Genomic DNA, 20,862 nt, shown 5'->3' with positions numbered 1-20,862 from the left:
CGGCACCGGCCTTGAGAATCGCCAGCAAACCGACCAGGGTATCCAGGCCGCGCCGGGCGAGGATTGCCACGCGGTCATCGGGGCGCACGCCGAGGCCGATCAGGTGATGGGCCAAGGCGTTGGCGCGACGATTCAATACTTCATAGCTCAGATGCTCATCGCCCACCCGAGCCGCCAGGGCCTGCGGCGCACGCATGGCCTGCGCCTCGATCAAGCCATGGATGCTCTGCCCCGCCGGAACGTCCAGGGCCGTAGCATTGAGGTCCTCAAGCAGATATCGACGTTCTGCGTCCCCCACCAGCGGTAGCTGGTCGAGCACGACCTGATCGTCGGCTACCAGGGCCAACAGTAATTGCTCGAAATAACCGACGTAACGACGCACGGTCGTCTCGTCAAACAGCGCCGTGGCGTACTCCAACGAACCCACCAACGCCTCGCCCTGCTCGCCAAGGTTGAGCGACAGGTCGAACTTGGACACCTGGCTGGTCTGCTCCACCGGCGCCATGACCAGCCCGTCCAGGGGCGGCAGCGTCGTTTCACCGGCCAACCAGTTCAGGGTGGTCTGGAACAACGGCGCATGGGCCAGGCTGCGCGTCGGCCGGACGATCTCCACCACCTGCTCGAAGGGCAGGTCCTGATGATCCTGGGCTTCCAGCACACGGACCTTGACCCGTTCCAGCAAGGCTTCACCGGTCAGTGGGCCGGCCGTGTCGATACGCACCGCCAGGGTGTTGACGAACAGCCCGACCAGCCCCTCCAGCTCAACGCGGCCACGCCCCGCCACGGGGCTGCCGATAACCACTTGCGCCTGGCCTGACAACCGCGCCAGCAGCGCCGCCCAGGCCCCCATCAGGACCATATACAAAGTCACCCCGCGGCGCTGCGCCAAGGCTCGCAAGCCCGTACTCAGCGGCGCGCCCAGGCGGATCGCCAGACTGGCGCCGGCGAAGTCCTGTTGGGCCGGTCGCGGCCGGTCGCCGGGTAACATCAGCAGCGTCGGCGCATCGGCCAGGGTCTCACGCCAGTACGCGACCTGGCGTTGCAGGCGCTCCCCCTCCAGCCAACGCCGTTGCCACGCGGCGTAATCGCCATACTGGATCGCCAATGCCGGCAGTGGATCGGCCAGGCCCTGGCGCAAGGCCGGGTACAGCGCCATCAGCTCACGAACCAGCACCCCCATCGACCAACCGTCGGCGACGATATGGTGGACGGTCAGCGCCAGGACATGCTGATCCTCATCCAGTTGCAGCAGGCAGGCTCGGATCAGCGGGCCGTGGACCAGATCGAATGCCATGCTCGCCTCCTCCCGCAGGCGCAATGCCAAGGCGTCGGGCTGCCGGCGAAGGTCTTCGCGCTGCAACAGGGTTTCGGCGGACACCGGCCTGATCACCACCTGCGCGCCTTCCTCACGCGGGACAAAAGCGCTGCGCAGCGTCTCATGGCGCTCGACAATGCGTGCCAACGCCCGCCCCAGCGCGCCGACATCCAGGCGACCGCGCAGGCTCAAGGCCAGGGGAATGTTGTAGGCCTGATTGCCGCCCTCCATTTGCGCCAGAAACCACAGCCGCTGCTGAGCGAACGACAGTTGCAACGACTGATCCCGCGGGACCGGCTGGATCGGCGGCAGTTCGCAGCGCCCGGCGGCAGCCAGGACGGCAGCCACCGCCGCCAACTCGCCCAGGGCGAACAATTCGCCCAGCGGCAATTCCACGCCCAGCTGCTGCCGGACCTGGGACACCATGCGCATGGCCAGCAGCGAATGCCCACCCAGTGCAAAGAAGTGATCGTGGCGGCCGACCCGCTCCACCTGCAACACCTCGCCCCAGATCCGCGCCAAGGCGATTTCCAGCTCACCTTCCGGCGCTTCGTAGCTGAGGCCGAACAAGGCCGAGCGCGCAGGCTTCGGCAGCGCCCGGCGGTCGACCTTGCCGTTGGCCGTCAGGGGCAACGCCGCCAATTCGACGTACGCCGCCGGCACCATGTACTCCGGCAGATGGGCCTGCAAACGTGTACGCATCTCGGCGGGGGCCAGCGCCTCGGCGTCTGGATGACAGGTGAAATAGGCAACCAGGCGTACCCCGCCCGGCTCATCCTCGCGGGCCATGACCAACGCGTCGGCAATCCCCGGCAGTTCGTGCAGGCGACTGACAATCTCGCCCAACTCGATACGGAAACCGCGGATTTTCACCTGGTCGTCGTTACGTCCCAGGCATTCGAGCTGTCCATCCTCCAGCCAGCGACCGAGGTCGCCGGTGCGGTACATCGCGGCCCCCGGCTGCTCGCTGAAGGGGTCGAGGAGAAACTTCTCGGCCGTCAGTTCAGGCCGGTTGAGGTAACCCTTGGCCACCCCGTCGCCACCGATATACAGCTCCCCGACCACCCCCACAGGCGCCAGGCGCTGATGGGTATCCAGAACATAGACGCAGGTATTGCCGATGGGACGACCTATCGGGATCGTCTCCGCGCCTGGGGCTACCCCACGCACTTCGCTGGCGGTGGCAAAGGTGGTGGTCTCGGTGGGGCCATAGACGTGTATCAGACGCAAGCCTCGCGCCGGGTCCAGCAACCGCCGGAAGGCCGCCGGGTCCGCGCGCTCGCCACCGGAGAACAGCAGGCGCAGGTCCTGCAGGGCCTCGGGGATCAGTTGCACATACTGGTTGAACAAGGCCGTGGTGAGGAACAGAACGCTGACCTCCTCCTCACGCAACGCCGCACCCAGGCGAGCCGGATCGACCAGGGTCAAGTGATCGATCACCCGCACCTGCCCGCCATTGAGCAACGCGCCCCAGGTTTCCAGGGTGCTGGCGTCGAACGCGGGGTTGGAGACGAAGGCCATGCGGTCGCCTTCGTTGAAGTCCGCAAAGCCGTTGTTCAGCACCAGTCGGGCAATCCCGCGATGGGCCACGCGGACACCTTTGGGCGCCCCCGTTGAGCCGGAGGTGTACATGACATAGGCGACGCTGTCGGCGCTTTGCGCCAAGCCCGGGTCCTGCGTCGACTGGTCGTCGAGGGGCACACGGTCCAGGTCGATGCGCCGAATGGCAGCGCCGATCGACATCCCTCCATGGGCCAGCACACAGACCGCCTGGCAGTCCTGGAGCATGTAGCCCAGGCGTTCAGCCGGTGCATGGACGTCCAGCGGCACATAGGTCGCCGCGCATTTGCCGATGGCCAGTTGGCCGATCAGCAAATCCAGGGATCGCGGCAACAGGATCGCCACCGCATCATCCGGCCTGATCCCTTGTGCAATCAGGTAGTGGGCCAGACGGTTGGCGCGCTCGTTCAACTCGCCGTAGGTCAACGAGTGCTGGCCGTGTACGGCGGCCAACGCCTGGGGATGAAGGGCCGCGCGCTGTTCGAACAGGCGGTGCACCGGCTGCTCGCGAGGATAGTCATAGCGGGTGTCGTTGAAGTCGACCAGCAGACGTCGGCGCTCATCCGGCGGCACCACGGACAGTTGCTCCAGCCCCTGTTCGGGGTGCAGCTGCAAGGCCTGAACCAAGGCGGCGACGGCCTGGTGCAGGTAATCGCAGATTCGCTGTGGATCAATGCCCGACGCCGCCTGGGCGGTCAGGCTGAAGCCGTCGCCCAGATCATCGACACTCAGGGCCAGCGGGTAGTTGCTGCGCTCTTCGGCATGCAACAGGTCGATGCCGTTCCAGGCCGAACGCGCGGCCTCATCCTGGGCCGAGGCCGGCGTGCCATGGCGATAGTTGAAGAGTGTGCTGAACAACGGCGTACCCGCCGGCAAGGCACTGCAACGTTGGGCCAGGGCCAGTTGCGCATGTTCATGGACGAGCAAACCGTTGAGCCGACGGTGGGTGTCCAGCATGGCATCACGCGCCGACTGAAAGCCCAGATCAATGCGCAGCGGCAAGGTGTTGATGAACACACCCAAGGCCCGCTCCACGCCCTCGCCGCCCTGCAGACGTCCGAGCAATACGGTGCCGAACACCACGCTGTCACGCCCGGACAACTGCCCCAGCACTTGCGCCCAGGCCAGGTGCATCAGGCTCGCGGCACTGACGCCCAACTGCCGGGCCTGATCGCGCACCTGGCGGCTCAAGGCCGGGTCCAAGGACAGTCGGGCCTCGCGCGGCGCCTCCTCTTCGGTCGCCAGCAGCAGGCCGTAGGGCAAGGTCGGCTCGTCGATATCCCCCAGTTGCGCGCGGAAGAACGCTTCGTGGGCCTCATCGCCAGGCCCATGCAGCACTTGGGCGACATAGTTGCGGTACGGCACGGGGGCCGCCAGTTGCTCTTCCTCGCCGAGCAGCATGGCCTGCAACTCATGGCTCAGGACATCAAGGGCGACATGATCCATGACCACGTGGTGGAAGCGCAGCACGGCGATGATCCGTTGCTGACCCGGATCATCGGCGTACACCAGGTGCAGCAACGGCGCCCGGGTCAGGTCCATGGGAGCGGCATGGGCCAGGTCGTGCAGCGCGATCTCATCGACCTGCAGACGGGCCTGGCGCCAGACCACCTGCACCGGCGCTGGCAACCCTTGCCAGAACAACGAACTGCGCAGGATATCGTTGCGTTCGATCACGCGCTGCAAGGCACGGCAGAAGGCGTCCAGACGGTTGCGATCGGCAAAGGCAAAACGTGTCTGCTGCACGTAAGGGTCGCTGTCGACCGCCGTCAGGTGATGGTAAAGAATGCCGGCCTGCAATGGCCCCAGCGGATAGATATCCTGCACATTGGCAGCGCCACCGGGGACCGTTGCCACAATCCGGTCGATATCTGCCTGGTCCAGCACCACCAGTGGCAACAGATCCGCAGTGATGTGTTCACAAGCTGGCGGGATCAGGTTGGCCGGCACCGGTACCTCACGGCTGCCGCCAACAGTGCTGGCCAGTGCCGCCAGAGTCGGCTGGGCGAACAACACACGAATGTCGGCACTCATGCCCAATTGACGCATGCGGGCGAGCAGCGTGACGGCGAGCAGTGAATGCCCGCCCTGCTCGAAGAAGTTATCGTGTCGCCCGACGCGCTCGACCTTGAGCAACTCCGCCCAGAGTTGCGCCAGTGCGGTTTCGGCTTCCCCTTGTGGAGCCTCGTATTCGCGGCTGATCAGTGCAGCACCATCCGGGGCCGGCAGCGCTTTGCGGTTCAGCTTGCCGTTCGGCGTCAGCGGCAGTGCATCGAGTTGCACATAGGCGGCTGGAACCATGTACTCCGGCAATACGCCTTGCAGATGGCCGCGCAGGCTTTCGATTTCCAACACCATTTCAGGTTGCTGCGCCGTGACATAAGCCACCAGGCGTTTTTCGCCCGGGTTGTCTTCCCGTGCCAGAACCACGCTTTCCTTGACGCCTGGATAAGCGGCCAGACGTGCTTCGATTTCTCCCAGTTCGATCCGGAAACCACGGATCTTCACTTGGTCGTCGTTGCGGCCCAGGTATTCGACCGTGCCATCCGGCAGGTAACGACCGAGGTCGCCGGTGCGGTACATACGACCGACATTGAAAGGATCATCGAGGAAACGCTCGGCGCTCAATTCTGGACGGTTCAGGTAACCACGGGCCACCTGCACACCACCGATATACAGCTCACCGGCCACGCCCAGTGGTGCTGGCTGAAAGTTGGCGTCCAGCAGATAAATCCGCGTGTTCGCCACTGGTTTACCAATCGGCGTGTTGTCCGGCGTTTCGTCCAACGGCCCGGCGCAATCCCAGGCCGTCACATCCACCGCAGCTTCGGTTGGACCATACAGGTTGAACAGGCCAACCTCCGGCAATTGCTGCTTGAAGCGCCGTACCAGATGCCCCGGCAACGCTTCACCGCTGCACATCACCCGCAGCAGGCCACTGTCTCCGGCCTCGCCATGGGCCAGGAACAGATCCAGCATCGAGGGTACGAAGTGCAAGGTGGTGATGTTCTGCTCGCGAATCACTTCGCGCAGGTAACCCGGATCACGATGACCACCCGGCCGCGCCATCACCAGCCGCGCACCGTTGAACAGTGGCCAGAAGAATTCCCAGACCGATACGTCAAAGCTGAACGGGGTTTTCTGCAGTACGCTGTCCGAAGCATCCAGACCGTATTCGTCCTGCATCCACAGCAGACGGTTGACCACGCCACGGTGTTCGTTCATCACGCCTTTCGGCTGACCGGTGGAACCGGAGGTGTAAATCACATAAGCCAGATGCTCTGGACGCACCTCAGCCCGCAGCGGATTGTTGTCCGGCTGCGCGAGGAAACCTTCCCGCTCCGCATGCTCAGGATCAAGTAACAACACCGGCACAGCGCTGACTGGCAGCACCGCACGCAAGGCTTCCTGGGTCAGGACCACTGCCGGCGCACAGTTCTCCAGCATGTAAGTCAGACGATCAATCGGATAATCCGGGTCCAGCGGCACATAAGCAGCGCCGGCCTTGAGAATCCCCATCAAGCCCGCAACCATTTCCAGGCTGCGGTCGACACAGATCGCCACCCGATCATCCGGGCCGATGCCCAGGCCGATCAGACGATGGGCAATACGGTTGGCCTGACGGTTGAGCGCGTCATAAGTCAGGCTGCCCTTCTCATCCACCACCGCTACCTTGTCACCATCAGTGGCAACCCGCGCCTCGAACAGGCCATGCAGGGTCAGGTCCTGCGGATAGTCGACGGCGGTAGCATTGAAACCTTCCAACAAATGCTGACGCTGTTCCTCGTCCAGCAACGGAATCTCTGCAACCAGCGCCCGCTCATCGGCCGCCATCCCGCGCAACATCGCTTCCAAGTAGCCCAGGCAACGCTGCATAGTGCTTTCGTCGAACAATGCCGTGGCGTATTCCAGGCTGCCGAACAGGCCATCGCCCACTTCGGCCATGTCCAGCAGCACATCGAATTTGGCCCCGCGGCTGGCCACTTCCAGTCCTTGCAAGGTCATATCACCAAGCGCCAGATCGACGTTCTCGTTGTTCTGCCACGACAGCATCGCCTGGAAGATCGGGCTGTGGGACAGGCTACGCTGAGGACGAAGCACCTCGACCACCTGCTCGAACGGCAAGTCCTGATTGGCCTGGGCCGCCAGGGTCTGGCGCTTGACCTGTTGCAGCAAGCCCTCGACGCTCAACGGCGCCGAGAGATCGACACGCACCGCCAGGGTGTTGACGAAGCAGCCGATCAGCCCCTCGACTTCAGCGCGCAAGCGATTGGCCGTCGGCGTACCGATCACCACGTCGTCCTGGCCGGACAAACGACTCAGCACCGCAGCCCAGGCGGCCATGACCGTCATGAACAAGGTGGTGCCCTGGCGCTGGCTCAGAGCCTTGAGATCACGGGTCAGCTCGGCGTCGAGGGCCAGGCCGAGCCTGTGTCCGCTGTAGTCCTGCTGCGTCGGACGCGGCCGGTCGCTGGGCAACGTCAACAATACCGGCGCACCGGCCAGGGCTTTTTGCCAATAGTCTCCCTGCTGTTGCAGGACATCCCCGCTCAGCCAGCCGCGCTGCCAAACCGCATAGTCGGCGTACTGCACCGGCAAGGCCGGCAATGGGTCCTCGGTGCCCAGGCGGAAAGCCTCATAGAGCATGCCCAGCTCCCGGGTCAGGACCCCTGCGGACCAGCCGTCGGCGATGATGTGGTGCAGGGTCACCAGCAGCACATGGTCATCATCGGCCATACGTATCAGACGCCCGCGCACCAGCGGTCCATTCAGCAGATCGAAGCGCTCGCGGGACTCTTCAGCGGCGATGAGCAACAGTGCTTCTTCTGCCTCCGCCTGCCCGTCCAGCACCTGCAATTGCAGGTTGAAACCGATATCGGCCAGGGCAATACGTTGCTCAGCGTCCTGGTCCTGCAATTGGACAAAGGTGGTCCGCAGCGACTCGTGACGGGCAACGATGCGATCCAGCGCGCGTTTAAGGGCAATACGGTCCAGGCTGCCACGCAGACGCAGCCCGGCTGGAATGTGATAAGCCGAGCTACCGGCGTCCAGTTGCGCAAGGAACCACAAGCGCTGCTGGGCAAACGACAACGGCAGGGCCTGCTCGCGGGACACCGGCACAATCGGCGGCTGGCTGCTGCCAACGGCCTCGGCCAGGACCTGGGCCAACGCCGATAGCTCTGGCTGAGCAAAAATCTGCGCCAGGCTCAGTTCGACACCCAGGCGCTGGCGCACCTGGGAAACCAGACGCATCGCCAGCAAGGAGTGGCCGCCCAACTCAAAGAAGCGGTCGTGGCGACCGACCTGTTCGACCGGCAACAGCTCACTCCAGATGGCGGCCAGGGCGACTTCCAACTCACCTTGCGGAGCCTGGTACTCAGCCGTGTTCAGTGCTTCGCGCTCAGGTAAGGGCAAGGCGCGACGGTCGACCTTGCCGTTGGCGGTCAGCGGCCAGGCGTCGAGCCGGACCAGGGCGCTGGGCACCATGTAACCCGGCAGCCGCGCCAGCAACGCGCTGCGCAATTCATTCAGCGTCAGCGGCGCGACATCGGCGTGCTCGGTGAAATAACCCACCAGCCGGGGTTGGCCCGGCTCGTCTTCGCGGGCCAGCACCAGCGCTTCCTCGATGCTCGACAGCTGGCTCAGCTGACTTTCGATCTCGCCCAGCTCGATACGTACACCACGGATTTTCACCTGGTCGTCGTTGCGGCCCAGATAGTCCAGGCTGCCATCGGCGTTCCAGCGCGCCAGGTCGCCGGTGCGGTACATCCGCGCCCGTGGATCGACACTGAACGGATCACCCAGGAAACGCTCGGCCGTCAACTCCGGACGATTCAGATAACCCCGGGCCACGCCGGCGCCGGCCACGTACAGTTCGCCCGCAACACCCAACGGCACCAGTTGCTGCTGCTCATCCAGGAGGTAAACCTGGGTATTGGCGATCGGTTTACCAATATCCAGACCGCCGCCCGGCAACAACCGGCCCGAGGTGGCAACCACCGTGGCCTCGGTCGGTCCGTAGTTATTGATCACGGAAAAACCCGGATCGCGAAGGAACTGGCGCAGGCGGTCACCGCCGATCAGCAGCGTACGCAGGGTCGGGTGACGCAGGTCGCGACTGAAAGCGTACTCGGCCACGGGCGTCGGCAGAAACGCCACGTCCAGCGGTTGAGCCAACCACCAGTCGAGCAAGGCATCGATCTGTTCGTTACCGACCTCAGCCGGTGGCAGATGCAACACGGCTCCAGCACACAGGGCCGGCCAGACCTCCCAGGCCATCGCATCAAAACCAAAACCGGCGACGCTGGCGGTGTGGCTGCCGGCGTGCAAATCGAAGGCGTCGCAGTGCCAGTCCAGCAAATTATTGAGCGTGCGATGCTCGACCATCACGCCCTTGGGTTGCCCAGTGGAGCCTGAGGTGTAGATGACGTAAGCCAGGTGTTCAGATGTCAGCCCGGGCACTTGCGGGTTGTCCGCCTGTTCAGGCCAGCTTGGGCGGTCGAGGGTAATCACCGGCACGGCCAGCTCGGGCAGTCGTCCCAGCAATTCGTGCTGGGTCAGCACCGCCACGGGCGCACTGTCGCCCAGCAGGTAGCCGACCCGCTCGTCCGGGTGCGCCGGGTCGACCGGCACGTAACCGGCACCGGACTTGAGAATCGCCAGCAAGCCAACCAGGGTCTCCAGACCGCGCTGGGCCAGGATCGCCACCCGATCGTCCGGACGCACACCGAGACCGATCAAGTGGTGGGCCAGCGAATTGGCGCGACGGTTCAGCTCGCCATAGCTCAGACGCACTTCATCCACTTGCGCCGCCACCGCATCGGGCCGCTCGAGCGCTTGCTGTTCGATGCGTTGGGGGAGCGTCAGATGAGTCTCATAATCCGAGTGCCGGGCATTGAAGCCCAGCAGCAATTCGCTTCGTTCGGCGCCAGGCAGAACGCCCAACTGCTCGACCGGGGTCTGCGGCGCTCGCTCCAGGGCGTCCAGCAAACCTTCCATGGCACATGCCAGGTAGGCGCAGATGCGTCGCGCATCGATGTGTTGTGTCGTCTGCGCGGTGAGACTGAAGGCCTCGCCCAGATCATCGACACTCAGCACCAGGGGGTAATTGCTGCGTTCCTGCGCCTGCAGCACTTCAATGCCCTGCCAGGTCTCGCCGCCGGCCTGGGCCGGGGCGCTGTGACGATAATTGAGCAAGGCGTTGAACAGCGGTGTCGGCGCGGCCACGCCGCTGCAACGCTGGGCCAGGGCCAGCGGCGCATGCTCGTGGCGCATCAGCGCGGTCAGGCGCTGGTGGGTCGCCATGACGGCGACGTGCACCGGCCGGTCGCCCAGGTCCAGGCGCAGCGGCAAGGTGTTGATGAAGATACCCAGGGCCCGTTCGGTGGCCTCGGCGCCCAGCATACGGCCCATCAGCACGGTGCCGAACACCACCCGTTGCTGCCCGGTCAGACCCGAAAGTACCCGCGCCCAACCCAAGTGGAACAGACTGGCGACACTCACCCCGAGGCTGCGTGCCTGGGCCCGCAGACGCTGGCACAGCACAAGGTCCAAGCCCAGGCTGTGCTCACCGATATCGGCGCCATCACCACTGAGGTCCTGCAGGTCGTAGGCCAGGGTCGGCTGGTCGAGGTCACCGAGCATCTCGCGGAAAAACCCTTCGTGCTCGTGCTCACTCACCCCCAGCAGCGCCTGGGCCACATAGTTGCGAAATGGCACCGGCACGCCCAATTGGTCGGCCTGGCCGAGCAGGCAGGCCTGGATTTCGTGACGCACCACTTCAAGGGCACTGTGGTCCATGGCAATGTGGTGGAACAGCAGCGTCGCTTGTACGCCACGGTCCTGGGCATATTCGCGACAGGCCAGACGGATCAATGGCGCCTGACCCAGGTCGAGATGGGTCACCGCCTCGCCCGACAAGGTATCGACCTTGAGTTCGGCCTGGCGCCAGACAATCTGCACCGGCGTTTCCAGCCCCTGCCAGTGCACCGAAGTGCGCAGGATGTCGTGCCGCGCAATCACCTGGCGCAGCGCCTCGGCAAAGGCCAGCAGACGTTCGCGGTCGGCAAAGGCGAAGTCCACGTGCATCACATAGGGATCGCCCTGGGTGGCACTCACATGGTGATAGAGGATGCCTTGCTGCAAAGGTGCCAGCGGGTAGATGTCCTGAACATTGGCCACGCCACCCGGCACGGCCTCGACCAGTTGATCGATCACCTCCTGGTCGAGGGTGACCAGGGTGAGCATATCGGGGGTGATTCGCGTGCAGCCGGGCGCAATACCATTGGCCGGCATTTCCGGGGCACCGCGTTTGCGGGTGAGGGACGGGTCCTGCTCGATCAGCGCGATCAACGCCGGCTTGTGCTCGCGCAGCTTGTCCACCAGGCCATTGGCACTCAGTGCCAGGCGGTTGCCCTGTACCACCAGCTGTCCGTCCTTGACCGCCAGGTGGATATCGTTGGCCTTCAGTGTCGCCAAGAGTTCATTGATGCTCACAGGATAATCTCCATGCTCTCTGTGATCGCCGCATAACCCGCCAGCGTCGGTTGTTCGAACAGCGCCCGGACATTGGCCTCCAGGCCCTCCTGGCGCAGTCGCGCGGTAAGACTGACCGCTAGCAGTGAATGGCCACCCAGTTCGAAAAAATTGTCGTGCCGCCCCACTCGCTCGAGGCCGAGCATCTCGGCCCAGAGTCGCGCCAGGAGGTTTTCCATCTCGCCTTGCGGTGCGGCGTAAGGCCGCGCCAGCACGGCATCGGCGCCCGGTACCGGCAAGGCCTTGCGGTCCAGCTTGCCATTGGGACCCAGGGGCAAGGCCTCGAGGTGCACATACAAGGCCGGGACCATGTAGTCCGGCAGTTGCGCTCGCAGCACATCACGCAAGGTCTCGACCGGCAGCAACGTGCCCGTGTAGTAGGCCACCAGCCGCTGGCCGCCGGGTTGATCGTCGCGGACCAGCACCACGGCCTGGCCAATACCCGGCTGGCGGGTCAGGCACGTCTCGATCTCGCCCGGTTCGATGCGCAAGCCATGGAGCTTCACCTGATCGTCATTACGCCCCAGGAATTCCAGGTTGCCGTCGCCACGCTGGCGCACCAGGTCACCGCTGCGATACAGGCGATCGCCCTCGACAAAGGGGCTGTCGATAAAACGTTCGGCCTGAAGCTCAGGCAGGTTCAGATAACCGCGGGTCACCCCGACACCACCGATGTGCAGTTGGCCGACCACGCCCTGTGGCACCGGCTCATCGTAGACATCCAGCACATACAGGCGGGTGTTGCTGATGGGCAGGCCGATGGGCAGGACCTTATCCGGCACCGGCGCATGGGGCTCCAGGGTCCAGACGCTGCAGTCCACCGTGGTCTCGGTCGGTCCATAGACATTGTGCAGACGCACCCCGGGTAGACGCTTGCGCACCTGCTCGGCCAAGGCCACGGTCAACTCGCCACCACCGCAGACGATATCGCTCAGGCTGTCACAGGCGGCGCTTTCTTCCAGGTTGAGGAACTCATGGAGCAAGGCCGGCACGAACTGCACCACGCTGATCTGCTGCTCGCGAATCAGCCGCACCAGGTAATCCGGGTCGAGTTGCCCATCCGGACGGCTCAACACCAGTGGCAAGCCCGCGCACAGCGGCCAGAACAGTTCCCAGACCGAGGCATCAAAACTGATCGGGGTCTTGTGCAGCAGCGCACCGCCCCGGGTGGGCGGGCATAACTGCGAAGTCCAGTGCACCAGGTTCAGCACCCCACGGTGCTCGACCATGACGCCCTTGGGCGTACCGGTGGAACCGGAGGTGTAGATCACATACGCCAGGTGACGCGGGGTCAGGCCGACAATCCGCGGATTGTCGATGGACTGCTGGCTCCAGGCAGCGCTGTCAAGATTGACCTGTAGCGCACGCTCCTCGCCCAGCAGCTCACGGGTAGCGGCCTGCATCAGCACCACCACCGGCGCGCTGTCCTCGAGCATGTAGTGGATGCGCTCGGGCGGATAGCCCGGGTCCAACGGCACATAGGCACCGCCGGCCTTGAGGATGGCCAACAACCCGACCACCATGGACACGCCACGCTCGACGCAGATCGCCACCCGGTCGCCGGGCTGAACCCCCAGGCCGATCAGGTGATGGGCCAGGCAGTTGGCTTGTTCGTTGAGCTGCTGGTAGCTCAATTGCACACCCTTGGCCCGCAGTGCCACAGCCAGCGGCGTCCCTGCGACCTGGGCCTCGAAAAGGCCGTGGAGGGTGTGTTCCAGATCGTGATCGACCGCCGTGGCGTTGAACCCGACCAGCACTCGCTGACGCTCCTCGGCGCCCAGTACCGGCAGTTGCCGCAACGGCAAATCGGGATGCATTTCAAGAGCCTCGACCATCCCCATCAACACCTGCCGCACATAACCGCAGACACGCTGGGCACCGACCTCAGGCGGGGCCATGACGGTCAGACGGAAACGCTCGCCAAAGTCGTCGACGTTGAGGCTCAACGGATAGTTGGTGTGCTTTTCACTGGCGAGGATTTCCAGGCCGCGCCAGGCTTCACGCTGCGCATCCTGCCTGGCCTGCCCGGCGCTATGGCGGTAGTTGAGCATGGCGCTGAACAGCGGCAAGGGTGCCGCCACGCCGCTCCAGCGCTGGGCCAGGGCCAGGGACGCGTGTTCGTGGCCGAGCAAGGCCGCAAGGCGCCCATGGGTGGCCCGGGCCGCTTCACGCACACCGGTGTCGCCCAGGTCGACCCGCAACGGCAAGGTGTTGATGAACATGCCCATGCCACGATCAGCACCGGCACCGCCTTGCAAGCGTCCCAGCAGTACCGTGCCGAACACCACGCGGTCGTTGCCCGTGGCGGCGGACAACACCCGCGCCCAGGCCAGATGGAACAAGCTGGCGACGCTGACACCCAGTTGCCGCGCCTGGCTGGACAGGCGCCGCGTCAGGTCGTCCGGCAGTGTCTGCTGAGCTTCTTCGATAGCGCGGCCATCACCCTGCACATCCCGCAGACCAAACGGCAGGGTCGGTTCGTCGATATCGCCCAGTTGCTCGCGGAAGAACGCTTCGTGCTCCGCCTCGCTGACCCCCAGGCGCGCCTGGGCCACATAATTGCGGTAAGGCACGGCGAGCTGGGTGGGACCGGGCTCGCCGCGCAGGTGAGCGAGCATCTCCTCGCGCATGACCTCCAGGGCCGTGGCATCCACGACGATATGGTGGAACTGCAACGCGGCGTTCAGGCGCACGCTGCCAGGCTCACGGCTGTAGACCAGGCGGATCAACGGTGCGCGACTGAGGTCCATATGGGCCGAATACGCTTCATCATCGATTTGCCCAAGGGGCACTTCCTTGACGAGCAGTTCGGCCTCGCGCCAGACCACCTGTTGCGGGCTCTCCAGCCCCTCCCAGAGTACGGCGGTGCGCAGACTGTCGTGGCGCGCGATCACCTTGCGCAAGGCCTCGGCCACCGTCTGCAAACGCTCCAGGCTGTCGAAGTTCACGCGCAATTGCAGCAGATACGGATCACCCTGCTCGGCCGTCAGATGGTGATAGAGAATGCCTTCCTGCAACGGCGCCAGTGGGTAGATTTCCTGCACATTGGCGGCACCGCCGGGCACCGTGGCAACCACTCGGTCGATGGCCGCCTGGTCGAGCGCCGACAGGCTCAACAATTCCGGGGTAATCCAAGTGCAACCGGGCGGCACCCGGTTGGGCGGCACCACGACCTCGCGGCCATTGCCGACGGACGCCGCCAGGGCGGCCACGGTCGACTGGCCCAAGAGCACCCGGACATCCACATTCAGTCCGGCGTTGCGCAGGCGTTCGGCCAGGCTCACGGCCAGCAACGAATGGCCGCCCAGTTCGAAGAAATTATCGTGTCGCCCCACCCGCTCCAGCCCCAGCACCTGGGCCCAAAGCTCGGCCATGAGCACTTCCACCTCGCCTTGCGGCGCCTCGTAGGCATTCCCGGCCAGCGCGGCGGGATCCGGCTCCGGCAAGGCCCGGCGGTCGAGTTTGCCGTGACTGGTCAACGGCAAGCTCGCCAGCGGCGTGAAGGCCAGCGGCACCATGTAGCCCGGCAGACAGGCCCGCAGGGTCTGGCGCAGCGTGTCGAGGTCCACCGCAACGGTTTCGGTAAACCAGGCCAGCAGACGTTCGCCGCGCACCAGCACCACCGCGTCCTTCACGCCGGGCTGGCTGGCGAGGACCGCTTCGATCTCGCCCAACTCGATACGCATGCCACGAATTTTCACCTGATCGTCGTTGCGCCCCAGGTAGTCCAGGGTGCCGTCAGTGTTCCAGCGCACCAGGTCGCCGCTGCGATACATCCGTGCCTGCGGTTGATTGCTGAAGGGGTCGCTGACAAAGCGTTCCGCGGTCAATTGCGGCTGGTTCAGGTAGCCACGGGCGACACCCGCGCCACCGATATACAACTCGCCGACCACTCCCACCGGCACCGGCTGGCGCTGCTCATCCAGCACATAGGTGCGGGTATTGGCGATTGGCGTGCCGATATGCAGCGCCCCATTCGCTCGCACCGGCCCCGAGGTGGCAACCACCGTGGTCTCGGTGGGGCCATAGTTATTGATCACGGCAAAGCCCGGGTCGCGCTCGAACTGGCGCAGGCGGTCGCCGCCAATCAGCAGGGTGCGCAGGGTCGAGTGCGGGTGCGGCCGCCTGAAGGCCTGCTCGGCCACCGGGGTCGGCAGGAAGCTGACCTGCAGCGGCTGCCGCAGCCACCAGTCGAGCAGTTCATCCACGTGCTCGTTGCCCACGCTGGCAGGCGGCAGGTGCAGCACGGCGCCGACACAGAGCGCCGGCCAGACCTCCCAGGCCATCGCGTCGAAACCGAAGCCGGCGATGCTGGAGGTGCGACTGCCGGCCCGCAGGTCAAAGGCCTGGGCATGCCAGTGCACCAGATTACCCAGCGTGCCGTGCTCGACCATCACGCCCTTCGGCTGACCAGTGGAACCGGAGGTGTAGATGACGTAGGCCAGATTGCCGTCGTGCAGGCCGGGGACCTGCGGATTGCTCTGCGGCTCGTGCTGCCAGGTGTTTTGTTCCAGGTCCACCTGCGGGAGGTCACCGACCCGATCGCGGGTCGAGCCCTCGACCAGCACCCACCGTGGAGCGCTGTCTTGCAGCAGATAGGCGATGCGCTCGGCCGGATAACTCGGATCCACCGGCACATAGGCCGCACCGGCCTTGAGTACCGCCAGCAGCCCGACCAGGCGCGCCGTCCCCCGAGGCAGGCACAAGGCGACCCGCTCGTCCGGTTGCACGCCGAGGCCGATCAGGTGATGGGCCAGGCGGTTGGCGTGCTGGTTGAGTTGCGCGTAGGTCAGGACCTGATCGCCCTGGACCACGGCCGGCGCCTCTGGTGTGCGCACGGCTTGGGCCTCGACCAGCCCATGTACCGTCTGCCCCCGGGGAAAGATTTGCGCACTGGCATTGAAATCCACCAGCACCTGCCGGCGCTCCCCGGCCCCCAGAATCGAGACCGTCTCAAGCGCCACCGGCGACGCCCGTTCCAGGGCCTGTACCACCTGCGCGACGCTGTTGTGCATCCAACCGACAACACGTTCGGCACCGATCCCCGCCAACGCCAGCACATGCAGATCGAAGTCTTCACCCATATCATCGACGCTCAGGGTCAGCGGGTAGTTGCTGCGCACCTCGCCCCCGAGAATACGCACGCCCCGCCACAAACCCTGACCATCACGCGGCTTGACGCTGGCGCTGTGGCGGTAGTTGAGCAACGCGCTGAACAGCGGCGAGGCCGCCGCCACGCCACTGCAACGCTGAGCCAACGCCAGCGAGGCATGTTCATGGGCGAGCAAGGCCGACAGGCCCGTGTGCACCTTCTTCAACGCCTCGCGCACGCTGGTGGCGGTATTGACCCGCAACGGCAAGGTATTGATAAACACACCGAGCGCCCGGTCAGCGCCCTCACCGCTTTGCATACGCCCCAACAGCACGGTGCCGAACACTACGTCGCGGCGGTTGGCGAGTACCCCCAGTAACCGCGCCCACGCCAGGTGCATCAAGCTGGCGGCGCTGACGCCCAGTTGGCGTGTCTGCTCACGCAAACGCTGGGCAAGGTCGCTATCGAGCACGCAACGGGCCTCTTCAATATCGCGGCCATCGCCCCGCACCTCCTGCACGCCGAGGGGCAAGGTCGGTTCGTCGACATCGCCGAGCATTTCGCTGAAGAACGCTTCATGGTTTGCCCCGTCGCTCCCCAGCAGCACCTGGGCCACATAATTGCGGTAAGGCACCGGCGCGCCCAGGTTCGCCCGCGGATCGACCAGCAAGGCCTGCATCTCACGGCTGACCACCTCCATCGCGGTGTTGTCCAGCACCAGGTGATGGAACAACAGGAAGGCGATCACCTGACGATTGATCGGGTCGTGGGCATATACCAGGCGCATCAGCGGCGCCTGGGACAGGTCGAGACGATACTGACGGGCGTCGAAGCGCTGGCGCAGACGATCAACGACACTGACGTGCGCATCGCCAGCGTCCAGGCTGATGGCCTGCACCGCCAGTTCGGCCTGGCGCCAGACCACCTGCTGGGTTTTTTCCAGTCCCTCCCAGACCACGCTGGTACGCAGGATGTCGTGGCGATCGATCACCTGCTGCAAGGCACCGGCCCAGGAGTGCAGGCGCTCCAGGCTGTCGAACGCCAGGCGCCATTGCAGCAGGTACGGATCGCCCTGTCCGGCACTCAAGTGGTGGTAAAGAATCCCTTCCTGCAGCGGTGCCAGCGGGTAGATTTCCTGCACGTTGGCGGCGCCACCGGGCACGCTGGCGACAATCCGGTCAATGGCCGTCTGATCGAGTTCGGCCAGGCCCAACATGTCCGGCGTGATCCGTGTGCAACCGGCTGGTAGCCGATTGGCCGGCACCGCCACCTCCTGGCCGTTGTCCTCGCACGCCGCCAGGGCGGCCAAGGTCGGTTGGCCGAGCAGCACATGGACATCAGCCTTCAGCCCGGCCTCGCGCAGACGCGCCACCAGGTTCACCGCCAACAACGAATGGCCGCCCAACTCGAAGAAGTTGTCATGCCGCCCGACCCGCTCCACGCCCAGCACTTGCGCCCAGATGGCGGCCATGGCGACCTCCACCTCACCTTCCGGCGCCGCATAGGCGTGCCCGACCAGCGCGGCGGGATCAGGGTCCGGCAGGGCCCGGCGGTCAAGCTTGCCGTGGCCGGTCAGCGGCAATGCCGCCAGCCGCGTGAAAGCGCGCGGTACCATGTAACCCGGCAAGCGGGCTCGCAGGGCCTGGCGCAGTGCATCGGGGTCAACGGCAGAGGTTTCGGTGAACCAGGCCAGCAGGTATTCATCGCGCACCAGCACCACCGCGTCTTTCACCTCGGGCTGGCTGGCGAGAACCGCCTCGATCTCACCCAGTTCGATGCGCACGCCACGGATTTTCACCTGGTCGTCATTACGTCCCAGATAGTCCAGGGTGCCGTCGACATTCCAGCGCACCAGGTCGCCGCTGCGATACATCCGTGCCTGCGGCTCGCGACTGAAAGGGTCGGCAAGGAAGCGTTCCTCGGTCAGCTCCGGCCGGTTCAGGTAACCACGGGCGACACCCGCACCGCCGATGTAGAGTTCGCCGATCACCCCCACCGGCACGGGCTGCAACTGCCCGTCGAGGACATGGACCTGGGTGTTGGCGATCGGCCCGCCGATATGCAAAAGCCCATCGGCCAACACCACTCCCGAGGTGGCGACCACGGTGCTTTCGGTGGGGCCGTAATTGTTCACCACGGCATAACGACGGTTGTGAGCGAACTGGCGCAGGCGATCGCCGCCGATCAGCAAGGTGCGCAGGGTCGGATGCTCCTCGACCTGGCTGAAGGCGTATTCGGCCACGGGGGTGGGCAGGAAGCTGACGTCCAGCGGTTGCGCACGCCACCAGCGCAGCAACCCGTCGATGTCTTCGCCGCCGCCCTGGACCGGCGCCAGGTGCAGGGTCGCGCCAGCGCACAAGGTCGGCCAGACCTCCCAGGCCATGGCATCGAAACCGAATCCGGCAAGGCTCGACGCGTGATCACCCTCGCCGAGTGCGAAGGCCTCACAGTGCCAGTCCACCAGGTTGCTGAGCATGCGGTGTTCGACCATGACGCCCTTGGGCTGCCCGGTGGAACCCGAGGTGTAGATCACATAGGCGAGGTGGTGGCTGCCCAGGCCCGCGACCCGGGGATTGCCGTGAGACGTGTGGCCCCAGTCGAGGCGATCCAGTTCAATCAACGGCACCGCCACAGGCGGCAGACGATCGACCAGGGCGGCCTGGGTCAGTACCACCGTCGGTGCGCTGTCGTCCAACAGATAAACCAGGCGTTCACGCGGGTGCGCCGGATCGATCGGCACATAGGCCGCCCCGGCCTTGAGTACCGCCAACAGACCCACCAGGGTTTCCAGGCCGCGACGGGCAACGATCGCAACGCGGTCTTCGGGGCGCACGCCCAGCTCAATCAGGCGCTGCGCCAGGCCATTGGCCCGCCGGTTGAGTTCCCCATAAGTCAGGCTGCGCCCCTGGTGGAGCGCCGCCACGGCATCCGGACGGGTTCGGGCTTGAGCCTCGATGCGCGGATGGACCGTCTGCACACCGGCAAAGGCCGCATCGGTGGCATTCCAACGCTTCATCTGCTGACGTTCGGCCGACGTGAGCACGTCGAAGTCCTTGACCCGCAGACCTGGGCTCTCCAGACCTTGCTCGAGTATCTGCAGCACTCGCCCGGCAAGGGCCTCGACCTCGGCCGTATCGAACCAGGCGCGATGATGGACCAGATGCAACCAGGCCTTGTCGTTGTAGCGGTTGCTGCGCAAATGCACGGCCAGGGGTGTGGCCTCGTAGCCGTTGGAGACCTTCACCGTATGGGCCTGGGCCTCGCCGTAGCGGTAGTCATGGTCATCCTGCTCATAGGACACCGACACTTCGAACAACTGCGCACGTTCCTCGCGGGACAGCTCCAGGCTGCGATTCAGCTCGTTCAAGGGGAAGCGTTGATGGCGGAAATCGCGCTTGAGGGTGTCGCGTACCTCGGCGACCAGCGCCTCGAAACTCAGCCCTTCGGCGAAAGCCATACGCACCGCGCTGATCTGGGCGAAATGGCCCAGGGTCGCCTTGAAACGCGCACCGCTACGATTGAGCAGCGGCAGGCCGACCACCCAGTCGTCGCGCTGTGCGGTGCGGGTGAAGTAGACGTGCAAGGCCGCCAGCAGCACATGAAAGGCCGAGCCGCCACAACCTTCGGCGAACTGCTGCATGCGCGTATGCAGGGCCGCCGGAAAGGCTTGCACCCAGGTGTGGGAAGGCGCTGGGTCGGTCACCCGGCGGTTGTGATAACGCGGCGCCAACAAGGGCTCCGGCAGATGGCGATACTTGTCCAGCCAGTAGGTCCGGTCCCGGGTATAGCGGGCTGAGGCCTGGTAACGCGCGTCGTCTGCAATGAATTCGGTATAGGACGAAGCCTGGATCTCGACAGCATCACCTTCGACCAATGCCGTGTAATGCTCACCCAGCGCCTTGAGCATCTGCCCGAAGCCCCAGCCATCGAGGATCAGATGATGGGCCTGAACCGACAACCAGTAACGCTCCGGGGCAAGGCGGATGAGCATAAAGCGCGTCAGCGGACCACCCTCCAGGGCATAGGGGCGTTGCAACTGTTCACGAATCAATATCAGGGCGGCGTGGGCCGGGTCGGGCTGCTCCCGCAGATCGTGCACCGGCAAAGGCACGGGCAGGGTTGCCGCGAAGGTCTGGAGCGGCAAACCGTCCGCCCCGGCCCCCGGCAGCAGCACCGTGCGCAACCCATCATGGGCGTCCACCAACTGTTCCAGGGCACGCTGCAGTAGTGCCGGGGTCACAGGCCCGGCGAGTTCCGCGTAGCCGCCTATGTTGTAGAGCGGCGAGTCGCCTCGGCTGATCTGGTCCAGCCAGATGTCACGTTGGGCGGCAGTCAGGGGAAAAGCGGCAGCAGCAGTCAT

Annotated in this window: 2 protein-coding genes (1 of these 2 only partly in view); both read right to left on the bottom strand. The window is 65.1% G+C overall.

The window, feature by feature from the left end; translation table 11 throughout:
- Positions 1 to 11,371, bottom strand: the 5' portion of a protein-coding gene (locus HX866_RS06310; RefSeq protein ID WP_371319222.1) for an amino acid adenylation domain-containing protein. Its footprint begins 6,407 nt before the window's first position; only the first 11,371 of its 17,778 coding nucleotides appear in the window; its start codon is at positions 11,369 to 11,371; its stop codon lies off the left edge, out of view.
- A complete protein-coding gene (locus HX866_RS06305; protein ID WP_177138561.1) occupies positions 11,368 to 20,862 on the bottom strand; it encodes a non-ribosomal peptide synthetase in 9,495 nt (3,164 codons plus the stop codon). The genes HX866_RS06310 and HX866_RS06305 overlap by 4 nt, the downstream gene beginning before the upstream one ends.

The organism is Pseudomonas gingeri (assembly GCF_013386165.1).
Classification (GTDB): domain Bacteria; phylum Pseudomonadota; class Gammaproteobacteria; order Pseudomonadales; family Pseudomonadaceae; genus Aquipseudomonas; species Aquipseudomonas gingeri_C.
Note: the sequence above shows the minus strand (reverse complement) of the source record. Positions and strands in the feature narration are given on the sequence as shown.

Coding starts and splice junctions, on each gene's coding strand:
- HX866_RS06305 (WP_177138561.1), bottom strand. CDS start 20,862: ATGACTGCTGCTGCCGCTTTTCCCCTGACTGCCGCCCAACGTGACATC.